At 71.7% G+C, this 9,690-nt stretch carries 8 protein-coding genes and 1 pseudogene; all 9 read left to right on the forward strand.

Annotation, left to right across the window (positions count from 1 at the left end):
• Positions 1–151: 151 nt before the first annotated feature.
• Positions 152–505: a YciI family protein gene (locus ACWGDB_RS28915; RefSeq protein ID WP_453825111.1), complete on the forward strand. Its 354-nt coding sequence runs from the start codon at positions 152–154 to the stop codon at positions 503–505.
• Complete coding sequence (locus ACWGDB_RS28920) at positions 505–1,698, forward strand: RNA polymerase sigma factor (RefSeq protein ID WP_453825112.1); 1,194 nt, start codon at positions 505–507, stop codon at positions 1,696–1,698. Before ACWGDB_RS28915 ends, ACWGDB_RS28920 begins: the two co-directional genes overlap by 1 nt.
• 136 nt (positions 1,699–1,834) lie before the next feature.
• Positions 1,835–2,605 (forward strand): GntR family transcriptional regulator, encoded by a 771-nt coding sequence (locus ACWGDB_RS28925; protein ID WP_453825113.1) that lies wholly within the window; start codon positions 1,835–1,837, stop codon positions 2,603–2,605.
• An 85-nt stretch (positions 2,606–2,690) separates the two neighbouring features.
• Positions 2,691–2,918: a 4Fe-4S dicluster domain-containing protein gene (locus ACWGDB_RS28930; RefSeq protein ID WP_031480193.1), complete on the forward strand. Its 228-nt coding sequence runs from the start codon at positions 2,691–2,693 to the stop codon at positions 2,916–2,918.
• Between the two features lie 14 nt (positions 2,919–2,932).
• Entirely contained in the window at positions 2,933–4,288 is a 1,356-nt protein-coding gene (locus tag ACWGDB_RS28935; protein WP_453825114.1) for an ABC transporter substrate-binding protein, read from the forward strand.
• Positions 4,285–5,145 (forward strand): ABC transporter permease, encoded by an 861-nt coding sequence (locus tag ACWGDB_RS28940; RefSeq protein ID WP_453825115.1) that lies wholly within the window; start codon positions 4,285–4,287, stop codon positions 5,143–5,145. The genes ACWGDB_RS28935 and ACWGDB_RS28940 overlap by 4 nt, the downstream gene beginning before the upstream one ends.
• Positions 5,142–5,963 (forward strand): ABC transporter ATP-binding protein, encoded by an 822-nt coding sequence (locus ACWGDB_RS28945; protein ID WP_453825116.1) that lies wholly within the window; start codon positions 5,142–5,144, stop codon positions 5,961–5,963. The genes ACWGDB_RS28940 and ACWGDB_RS28945 overlap by 4 nt, the downstream gene beginning before the upstream one ends.
• A 474-nt stretch (positions 5,964–6,437) precedes the next feature.
• Positions 6,438–9,203, forward strand: a complete 2,766-nt coding sequence (locus ACWGDB_RS28950; RefSeq protein ID WP_453825117.1) for a fumarate reductase/succinate dehydrogenase flavoprotein subunit — start codon at positions 6,438–6,440, stop codon at positions 9,201–9,203.
• 301 nt (positions 9,204–9,504) lie between these two features.
• A pseudogene (locus ACWGDB_RS28955) lies at positions 9,505–9,690 on the forward strand (chitinase); the annotation flags it as partial.

Raw genomic sequence — 9,690 nt, forward strand, 5'->3', positions numbered from 1 at the left:
CGACGGTTTCATGACGATGTAGGCGGGGTGGCTCTCCGGAAACTTCTCACCGGTGTCGGTGTGCGGGGTGTCGATCCGGGCGGGTGCCGTTCGTGTAGGAGGTGAGAGACCGGGAGACCGGCAGACCACCACGTCGTCCGAGGAGACCGTCATGAAGTACTACCTGCTCAATGTGATGCAGCCCGTCGGAGAACCGCCCGCTCCGGACGTCCTCGGCGAGATCGAGAAGAACCTCGACACCCTCAACCGCGAGTTGCGCGAGGCCGGCGCGTGGGTGTTCGCCGGGGGACTGCACGGCCCGGAGTCCTCCACCGTGCTGCGGCCCTGCGACGGCGACGTCCTGGTCACCGACGGACCGTACGCCGAGGGCAAGGAGATGCTCGGCGGCATCAGCCTCATCAAGGCGCCCGATCTGGACGCGGCGCTGGAATGGGGCCGCAGGCTGGCGCTGGCGACCACACTGCCGATCGAGGTGCGGCCGTTCATGGGCGAGGCCGAGGACTGATGACGGCCACGGACGTCGAAGGCGTCTTCCGCGCGGAGTACGGCCGCGCGGTCGCCGTCCTCGTCCGCTTCCTCGGCGACATCGACCTCGCCGAGGAAGCGGTCCAGGACGCCTTCGCCACGGCCCTGCGGCGCTGGCCGGAGACCGGCGTGCCGCCGAGCCCCGCCGGCTGGATCATCACCACCGCCCGCAACCGCGCCGTCGACCGGCTGCGCCGCGAGGCCACCAGGACCGAACGCCACGCCCAGGCCGCCCTGTTGCACACCTCCGACGCACCTCCCGAGGAGGGCCCCGTGCGCGACGACCGGCTCCGGCTCGTCTTCACCTGCTGCCACCCCGCCCTCGCCGACCAGGCGCGGGTCGCCCTGACCCTGCGTCTGCTGGGCGGGCTCACCACCGCGCAGATCGCCCGCGCCTTCCTGGTGCCGGAGCCGACGATGGCCCAGCGGCTGGTGCGGGCCAAAGCGAAGATCCGCAACGCCGGCATCCCGTACCGCGTGCCCCGCGACGCCGACCTGCCGGACCGGCTCGCGGGTGTGCTGGCCGTCGTCTACCTGATCTTCAACCAGGGGTACGAGGGTGAGGCGGGCCTGTGCGCGGAAGCCGTACGCCTCGGTCGTCTGCTGGCCGAACTCATGCCGGACGAGCCCGAGGTGACCGGGCTGCTCGCGCTGATGCTCCTCGTCGAGTCCCGCCGGCCCGCCCGGCAGGACGACCGTGGCGAGCTCGTCCCGCTCCCGGAACAGGACCGTGGCCGCTGGGACCGCGAACTGATCGCCGAAGGACAGTCGCTCGTCCGCCGGTGCCTGCGCCTGGGCCGGCCGGGGCCGTACCAGATCCAGGCCGCGATCCAGGCGGTGCACAGCGACGCGCCGACCCCGCACGCCACGGACTGGGGCCAGGTCCGACAGCTCTACGACCACCTCATGGCCATCACTCCCAGCCCTGTCGTGGCTCTGAACCGAGCCGTCGCCGTGGCCGAGGTCGAAGGCCCGGCTCCGGCCCTCGACCTCGTGGACGCGCTGGACCTCGACGGCTACCACGTCTTCCACGCCGTCCGCGCCGACCTCCTGCGCCGCCTGGGCCGCCATACGGAGGCCGTGCGAGAGTACGAGTCCGCCCTCGCGCTGGCGGAGAACCCGGCGGAGCGGGCGTACCTCGAACACCGCCGCCGTGAACTCGCCCGCAGCTGACGGCCGAGCGGGCGCGTAGTGGCGAAACCGGGCAGAGGCCCCGGAAAGTTGCAGGTCAGCGCCCTGGTGAGAGGTACTCAGGTGGCGCAATGATGCGGTAACACCACTGAGCGGCAACCGTCGGTATGGTCACCGCATGCCAGCAGAACGAACCCGCGAGCACACCGCGCCGCTCGCCGCAGCCCGCCGTCGGCGGCTGCGTGCCGACCGGGCGCGGCAACTCGCGGACCTGCTGCGGCACCTGGTGCTGACCGGGGGATTTCCCCGGGGCGTACTGCCGCACGAGGACGTGCTCGCCGCCGACTACCAGATGTCAAGGAACACCGTCCGGCACGCACTGGACCTGCTGCGCGCCGAGCAGCTCGTCGAGCGGCTGCCCGGCGTGGGCACCGTCGTCGTCGCCGAGAAGTACCCGCACGGCCTCGACCGGTTGATGGGACTCGCGGAGACCCTGCGTGAACACGGCCAGGTCAGCAACGAGGTACGCACCATGGGCCCGGTCGCCGCGCCCGCACCCGTGGCCGAGCGACTGCGGCTGCCCACCGGCACCGACGTCCTCTACATCGAGCGGCTCCGCAAGCTGAACGGGCTGCCGCTCTCCCTCGACCTCACCTATCTGCCGCTGGACATCGGCGGTGAGCTGATCGGCGCCGACCTGGAGAACACCGACGTCTTCCGGTTGCTGGAGCAGATCACCGGGCGACCGCTCGGGCACGCGGAGATCACCCTGGAGGCCGTCAACGCCGACGCGCACTCCGCCACCGTCCTGCAGGCACCGCGCGGCACCGCCGTGCTGATGCTGGAGCGCCTCACCCACCTGTGCGACGGCAGGCCCGTGGACCTGGAGTTCATCCGGTTCCGCGGGGACCGGATCGCGATGAGCGGGCTGCTGCGCCGCTCCCTGTGAACACCCGCGATCCACAAAGAACCTGATGCCACGAGTCGGACATCAGGCGTAACTCACCCTTCGCAGTATCTCACTGGAGACAGCCATGCCCTTGGTGCCCCAGCGGGCCGACGTGCCCGTGACCGTCGACGAGTCGAAGTGCATCGACGGCTGCACGCTCTGTGTCGACATGTGTCCGCTGGACTCCCTGGCGATCAACCCCGACAGCGGCAAGGCGTACATGCACGTCGACGAATGCTGGTACTGCGGCCCTTGCGCCGCCCGCTGCCCCACCGGGGCCGTCACGGTCAACATGCCCTATCTGCTGCGGTGAAAGGTTCTCTCCCCATGAAACGCACGACTCCCGCAGCCCTGCTCGCGGCAGCCCTCGTCAGCACCCTCGTCACGGGCTGCGGCGGCAATGCGGCGGCCGGCGACGACAAGCACGTCACCGTCACCGTCGGCTACCAGTCCAAGACCATCAACACCGTCACCGCCGGCACCCTGCTGCGCTCCCTCGGCTACTTCGAACGCGAACTCGCCGCCCGGGGCAAACGGGACGGTGTCTCCTACAAGGTCCAGTGGCAGGACTACGCCACGGGCGCGCCCATCACGGCGCAGATGACCGCCGGGAAGATCGACATCGGGTCCATGGGCGACTTCCCGCTGCTGATCAACGCCGCCCGCGGCAAACAGCTGAACCGTCCCACCCGGCTCGTCTCGGTCACCGGCTACAACCTGCGCGGCGCCCTCAACACCGTGGTCACGCCGCCGGACTCGAAGCTCGCCTCGCTCAAGGACCTGCGGGGCAAGACCGTGTCCACCAGCATCGGTTCGGCGGCCGACGGGACCCTCGTACGGGCGCTGCAGCGCGCCGGACTCGACCCGGAGAAGGACATCCGCAAGCTCAACCAGCAGCCGTCGGTGGGCGCTTCGGCACTTCAGGCGGGCAGCGCCGACGCCCTGTCGCAGTTCGTGGCGTGGCCCGGGCTGCTCGCTTTCCAGGGCAAGGCGAAGGCACTGTACGACGGTGCGGAACTGAACCTGCCCACCTTCCACGGCGTGACGGTCCGTGAGGACTTCGCCGAGCAGCGGCCGAAGGTGCTCGACGCCTTCCTCGCCGCGCAGATCGAGGCGACGCGGTACCTGAACGAACACCCCGTCCAGGCCGCCGAGAAGGTCGCCGAGGCCACCGACCTGCCCGCGGAGGTCGTCTACCTCTACAACGGCAGCGGCGGCATCGCCACCTTCGACCCGACCGTCAAGCCGCAGCTCGTCTCCGCGCTGAAGAAGGACGTGTCGGTGCTGCGCTCGGCGAAGCTCGTGGGTGACGTGGACGTGGACGCCTTCGTCGACGACGGCCCGATCAAGCGCGTCTACGGCAAGGAGTACGCCGAGCGGCTCGCCGCCACCTCCGAGCCCTCGCGCAGCGAGGTGTGGCTCAAGGGCGAGGACAGCACCCGGCCCTTCGACTCGCCCGCCGCACTGCTGAAGTTCGTCGCCGGGCACAAGGGCGACGTGCGCGCCGCGTACGTACCGGACGCCGCCAACGGCACCCGCTGGTACGCCGACAAGGCGGTCTGGGTCCAGGACGGCAAGGAGCTGCAGCCGTTCGTCACGCCCTCCGCCGCCCGCGCGTACACCCAGGCCCACGCCGGCGCCCGTACCGTCTCCTACGCCACCGCACTGGAGCAGGCGTCATGACCACGGTGACCGCCCCGCCGACGAAGCCGACGAAAGCGAGCAAGGAGTCCACACGGCCGGCCCCCGCTCGACGCACCGCCCGCCTCCGGCCGGTCGTACGCGTGCTGTCACTGCTCGCGGCGCTCGCGGTGTGGCAGCTGCTCACCACGCTGGACGTCCAACTGTGGCTGCGTTTCGACCAGTTCCCGTCCGTCACCGACGTGGCCCGGGAGTTCGGCGAGCGCCTCGCCGACGGCGCGTACTGGCAGGACGTGAGCGACAGCCTGCGCAGGATCGTCACCGGGTTCCTGCTCGCGGCGGTGCTCGGCGTCGCAGCGGGCGTGGCGGTCGGGCGCTCCCGGTGGGCCGCCGACCTGATCGGACCGGTCCTGGAGGTGCTGCGGCCCGTCCCGGCGATCGCGCTGGTACCCGTGGCGATCCTGCTCTTCCCCAGCAACGAGCAGGGCATCGTCTTCATCACCTTCACCGCCGCCTTCTTCCCGGTCCTGGTCGCCACCCGGCACGCGGTGCGCGCGCTGGCCCCGGTGTGGGAGGAGGCGGTGCTCACCATGGGCGGCGGACGGTGGCGGGTGCTCGCCTCCGTGGTGCTGCCCGGCGCGCTGCCGGGGATCTTCGGCGGGCTGTCGGTCGGGATCGGCGTCTCGTGGATCTGTGTGATCTCCGCGGAGATGATCTCCGGCGAGTACGGGATCGGCTACCGCACCTGGCAGGACTACACCGTCCTCGACTACCCGGGCGTGTTCACCGGCATCGTCAGCATCGGCGTGCTCGGCTGGCTGACCTCCACCGTGGTGGAGCTTATGGGACGCCGCCTGACGCACTGGCTGCCGCGACGCGAAGGGAGTGCCACGTCATGAGCACGAAATCGGACACCGCCGCCACCGCCCCCGTCATCCATACGCCCGCGACCATCTCTCGGGCCGAACAGCCCGCCTCCGGGGCACGGCTCAGCCTCACCGGGACGGACCTGGGGCGATCCGGTGCAGTCGTCCTGCACGGGGTCGATCTCGAAGCCGCCCCCGGCGAGATCCTGACGGTCGTCGGCCCGTCCGGGTGCGGGAAGTCGACCCTGCTGCGGACACTGGCCGGGCTGTTGCCCGCGCTGGCCGGACAGGTCGCCCAGGACGGGCGGCCCGTCACGGGCCCCGGCGCGGACCGGGCGCTCGTCTTCCAGGAGGACGCGCTGCTGCCGTGGCGCACGGCCCGTGCCAACGTCGAACTGCCGCTGGCCATCAGAGGGCTGGGCCGCGCCGAGCGCAGGACCAGGGCGGAGGAGTGGCTGGACCGGGTCGGCCTGCCCGACCGGAAGGGGCAGTTGCCGCACCGGCTCTCCGGAGGGCAGCGCCAGCGGGTGCAGCTGGCCCGCGCGCTCGCCGGGCAGCCGCGGGCCGTTCTCATGGACGAGCCCTTCGGCGCCCTGGACGCCCAGACCCGGGCGGGCATGCAGCAGTTGCTGGTGGAGGTGTTGCGCGGGACCGGAGCCACCGTCGTCTTCGTCACCCACGACGTGGACGAGGCACTGTTCCTCGGCGACCGCGTCGCCCTGCTCGGCACGGGCGGCCTCGCCGATGTCCGGACGGTACCGCGACCCCGCGACCGCGGCGCCCGCGACGACCCCGCGACGGTGGCACTGCGCCACGACATCCTCGAGTCCCTCGGCTCGCGCTCGTCCTGAACGGCCCTCGGCCGCCACGGCACGTCCGAGCCTCCTCGGCTCCCGCACTCCCGAGCCGTCTGGGCTCAGGCGGGTTCCGAGCAACCCTCGGCTCTGCGCTTCGGGGCAGCCCTCGGCCCCTGCACGTCCCGAGCGACCTTCGGCCCGTGCGCTTCCCGGGCGCCCTCGCTCGTGCACGTTCCGAGTGATCCTCGGCCCGTGCGCTTCCCGGGCGCCCTCGCTCGTGCACGTTCCGAGCGATCCTCGGCCGTGCACCTCCCGGGCAACCCTCGCCCCTGCACGTCGGGGGCAACCTGCGCCCCGCACCTCCCGAGCGACCCTCGGCCCCCGCACCTCCCGAGCAACCCTCGGCCCCGCCCGTCCGAAGCACCTCGCCCGCCCCGCCTTCGAGTAAGCCCGCCCCACTTCCCGAGCGCCCACCCGCTCCCGCGCGACCCTCGGCTGCCCCCGTACGTCCTGAAAGGCACCCCTGCCATGACCACCGCGACCGCGACCCTGACGGAGATCCCCGCCCTCGGCTCGGCGGAGGAGCTGAGCTGCGACGTTCTGGTGATCGGCGGCGGCACCGCCGGCACCATGGCCGCGCTCACCGCCGCCGGGCGCGGTGCGTCCGTGCTGCTGCTGGAGAAGGCCCATGTCCGGCACTCCGGAGCGCTGGCCATGGGCATGGACGGCGTCAACAACGCCGTCATCCCCGGCCGTGCCGAACCCGACGACTACGTCGCCGAGATCACCCGCGCCAACGACGGCATCGTCGACCAGTCGACGGTCCGCCAGACGGCCACCCGGGGCTTCGAGATGGTGCAGCGTCTGGAGTCGTACGGGGTGAAGTTCGAGAAGGACGAACACGGTGAGTACGCGGTGCGCCAGGTGCATCGTTCGGGCTCGTACGTGCTGCCCATGCCCGAGGGCAAGGACGTCAAGAAGGTGCTCTACCGGCAGCTGCGCAGGCGGGAGGTGCGCGAGAAGGTCCGTATCGAGAACCGGCTGATGCCGGTGCGGGTCCTGACCGCGGACGGCAGGGCGGTCGGCGCCGCCGCCTTCAACACCCGCACCGGGGCCTTCGTGGTCGTGCGGGCGGGCGCCGTGATCCTCGCGACCGGTGCCTGCGGCCGGCTGGGGCTGCCCGCGAGCGGCTACCTGTACGGCACGTACGAGAACCCCACCAACGCGGGGGACGGCTACGCGATGGCGTACCACGCGGGCGCGGAGCTCACGGGTATCGAGTGCTTCCAGATCAACCCGCTCATCAAGGACTACAACGGCCCGGCCTGCGCCTATGTCGCCAACCCGTTCGGTGGCTACCAGGTCAACCGGCACGGGCAGCGGTTCGTCGACTCCGACTACTGGTCCGGGCAGATGATGGCCGAGTTCGCCGCCGAGGTCGCCTCCGACCGCGGACCGGTCTACCTCAAGCTCAGCCATCTGCCCGAGGAGTCGATCTCGGCCCTGGAGTCCATCCTGCACTCCACCGAGCGTCCCACCCGCGGCACCTTCCACTCCGGGCGCGGCCACGACTACCGCACCCACGACGTGGAGATGCACATCTCCGAGATCGGCCTGTGCGGCGGGCACTCCGCCTCGGGCGTACGGGTGGACGACCACGCTCGCACCACCGTCCCCGGCCTCTACGCGGCGGGTGACCTGGCCTGCGTCCCGCACAACTACATGATCGGGGCGTTCGTCTTCGGCGACCTGGCGGGCGAGGACGCGGCCCAGTACACGGCGTATCAGGGTGAACTGCCGCAGGACCAGCTCGCCGAGGCCCACGAGTTGATCTACCGGCCGCTGCGCAACCCCGACGGGCCTGCTCAGCCCCAGGTCGAGTACAAGCTGCGTCGCTTCGTCAACGACTACGTCGCTCCGCCCAAGAGCGGCGCCCGGCTCTCCCTGGCGCTGGAGCACTTCGAGCGGATGCGGGACGAGATCGCCGAGATGGGGGCCAGGACACCGCACGAGCTGATGCGCTGCGCGGAGGTCTCGTTCATCCGCGACTGCGCGGAGATGGCGGCCCGGTCCTCCCTCGCCCGTACCGAGTCCCGCTGGGGCCTCTACCACGAGCGCCTCGACCACCCTCAGCGGGACGACACGGAGTGGCTGCACCACCTCGACCTGCGCAAGGGTTCTTCGGGAGCCATGGAGTTCACGGCGCGTCCCGTCGCCCCCTACCTCGTGCCCGTCGACGAGTTCACCCCCACGGGCGGCCCCTCCCGCCACCTGGGCGAGGTGGACCCGCTTCCGACGGCCACGGCGGGACGCCGGGAGGTGCCGCCGGCAGTGACCGCTGGGGAACCGGGCGACGTGGCTCCGTCCGACGGCGAGCCGCACGGAGCCTCGGAGTCGAACCGCGAACGGATCCTCGAACTGGTCGCGCTTTCGGAGGAGGAACCCGACCTCCCGGCGCTGGAGCCCTACTTGAAGGACCCGGATGCCGCCGTACGCCTCGCGGCCGTGAAGGCGCTGACCGAGACGGCCCCACCCGGAACGGGCCCCGCGCTGGGCACCGCCCTGACCGACGGCGACGGACAGGTGCGCGCCGCCGCCGCGTCTTCGCTGCGCGAGCTGGCCGAAGTCCTGACGGCGGAGCCGGAGTTGCGGGCACCCTTGGTCGCCGCACTGACGGCAGCGGACCCGACGGCCCGCGCCGCGGCCCTGGACGTGCTGCGCGCCCTGCGCCTGGGCGACGCGGCACTGTTCGCCCCGCACCTGGCCGACCCGGACACCGAGGTGCGCCTGGCCGCCGTACGCGCCCTGGTCTCGGTGGACGCGGGCGATGCCCTGTCGGAGGCGGCCGACGACGCCGCACGTGAGGTACGGGTCGCCGTGGCGCGCGGGTTCGCCGCCCTGGCCACGCACTTCGCGCGGGCGCAGCAAGGTACGCCGTCCGCCCTGCACGCCCTGATCCGCGACCCCGACGTCCTGGTCCGTGCCGCGGCCCTGGAAGCGCTGGGCGTCCTCGGCGTCCCGCACGGACTCCTCGCCACCGTGACGGCGGCGCTCACCGACCCGGCATGGCAGGTCCGCGCGGGCGCCGCGAAGGCCCTCGGCGGGACGGCACCGCAAGACGGTGTCCCCGCCCTCGCCCAACTGCTGCGCGACACCGACGCCGACGTGCGCAAGGCCGCGGTTCTCAGCCTGCTGCGGCATGCCGCACACGACGACGCCCGTGCGGCACTCGCCACCGCGGTGAACGACCCCGACGCCGACGTCCGCGCGTACGCGGGCCGAGCGGTGCGGTGATCCGGAGCCGCTGCCGGTGCGCTGAGCTGACCTGTGTCATGCGGCCGGGAGCGGCTCGTACGGCGGATCGACGCTTCACATCGGGTCTCGACTCCCGTGGCCCCGGGCCGGGTTGATTGGTCTACACCTTATTTGGTCTACACCCTTGACTGGTACATACCAACGCGGTTGAGTGTGTCTCCAAACCCCCCACCACGGCCGCCCCCACGCCGTGGCCGACCCGGTCGGCGCGTGCGCTCAAGGCTCTGTTTCGTCCTGCCCTTGTCCGGGTGCGGCCGTGCTCCGCAAAGGAGTTGATCCTGTGTCGAGGCGCCGCATAGCCGCACTGCTGTCCTCGCTCGCCCTGGGCAGCGCCGCTCTGCTGCTTCAGCCGGCCCCGAGCGCGTCCGCCGCCGGGTTCGTGGTGAGCGAGTCGCAGTTCAACCAGATGTTCCCGAACCGGAATTCGTTCTACACGTACGGCGGTCTGACCGCCGCCCTCAGCGCT

Source organism: Streptomyces sp. NPDC055013, from assembly GCF_053608645.1.